This window comes from Rhodoferax sp. UBA5149 (assembly GCF_002413825.1).
In the GTDB taxonomy this organism is placed as follows: domain Bacteria; phylum Pseudomonadota; class Gammaproteobacteria; order Burkholderiales; family Burkholderiaceae_C; genus Rhodoferax.
In genome coordinates this window covers 17787-19286 of sequence record NZ_DHXT01000159.1, presented here as the reverse complement: position 1 = coordinate 19286, position 1500 = coordinate 17787, and the positions used below count along the sequence as shown (strand labels likewise).

General features: G+C 65.0%; 2 protein-coding genes. Both read right to left on the bottom strand.

Going from position 1 to position 1500, the window contains the following annotated elements:
• Window positions 1–210 (bottom strand): hypothetical protein (locus B3V69_RS14130; RefSeq protein WP_296447564.1); only part of this gene is annotated, 210 nt, incomplete at its 3' end.
• The coding region (xdhA, locus tag B3V69_RS14125) for a xanthine dehydrogenase small subunit (protein WP_296447563.1) at window positions 207–1500 on the bottom strand (1294 nt) is incomplete at its 5' end. The genes xdhA and B3V69_RS14130, both read right to left, overlap by 4 nt.

The window sequence follows — 1500 nt, the reverse complement described above, 5'->3', positions numbered from 1 at the left end:
GCTGGCGTCAACGCCGCGCAGCTTGCCGTGCGCCATCGTAGAGAGAATCGGCGCGGCGTAGAGCGTGCCGCGCACCTCGGGGATGTCGTCCACGTAGGTGGCCGCGCCTGCCACCTGAGCCGCAGCGCTCTCGTGCGCCTGTGACCGACCGCTGACGTGCTGCTGTGAGCCGGTACTGGCACGTGCCGGAGATTGGCCGCCGTCATTCATGCGGACTCTCCTTCCAGCGTGAAAGATTCGAGGTTGATCTGCTGCACACCTTGGCTCTCCAGCCAGAAGCGCTGCAGCAGATTGCCCAGCACCTGCACGCGGTAGGCGGCCGAGGCGCGCTTGTCCGAGATCGGCGCGAACTCGCCGCACAGCGTGATGATGGCCCGCTGCACGGTGGCCTGCGTCCAGGCCTGGCCCCTTAAGGCGGCTTCGGTGTGGAGCGCCCGCACGGGGGTCGCGGCCACGCCGCCGACGCCGATGGACACCCGCGCCACCTTCTCCCCGTCCAGCTGCAGGTTCAACGCCAGGCAGACGGCCGAGATGTCGTCGTCAAAGCGCTTGGAGATTTTGTAAACGCGAAACAGTTCGCCCGGCGTTGCCTTGGGCACCTTGATCCAGGCCAGCACTTCGTCTGCTGCCATGACATTCTTTCGATACCCGGTGTAGAGCTGCGCCAAAGGCATTTCCCGGTGGACCACCTGTGCGTTTCGCTCGCTCATCAGCACCACGTTGGCGCCCAGCGCCATCAGCAACGGCATCGAGTCGCCAATCGGTGAGCCGTTGGCTACATTGCCGCCCAACGTGCCCGCGTTGCGCACCGGCAGGCCGGCAAAGCGGGCGGCAAAGGTGTGCAGTTGCGGACGATCAATCAACAGTGCGGCAAAGGCGTCGGCCAGCGTAACGGCGGCACCGATGGCGATGTGCCGCGGGTAGTCTTCAATGCGCCGCAGTTCCGCCACTTTGGACACATCGAGCACCTTGCCAAACCGCAGGTGCAGCTTGTTGACCCAGAGCCCGACGTCGGTGCAGCCGGCCACCAGTTGGGCCTCGGGGTGGGCGGCGCGGGCGGCCAGCAGGGCGGCCAGCGTTCGTGGCGACATATATGACAAATCAGCCTCTAGCCCCCGTCCCTTATGCGCAAGCTGCTTCAATTTTTGTAGCAAATCAGTTTCATCCAGGCGCACCGGCGGCAGCTGGGCCATGTGTTGCGCGGCGTCCAGAATCGGCCGGTAGCCGGTGCAGCGGCACAGATTGCCGGACAGTTCTTCCTGCGCCAGCTCGCGCGTGATTGGCTCGCCTTGCACCACATGGTTCTGGTACATGGCAAACAGGCTCATGACGAAACCGGGTGTGCAAAATCCGCATTGGCTGGCATGGCTCTGCACCAGGGCTTGCTGCGTGGGGTGCAGGGTGCCGTCCGGGGCGGCCAGGTCTTCGACCGTCCACAGCGCCAGACCGTTGACCGAATGCGCCAGGCGGATGCAGCTGTTGACCGCGCTGTAGGTGATG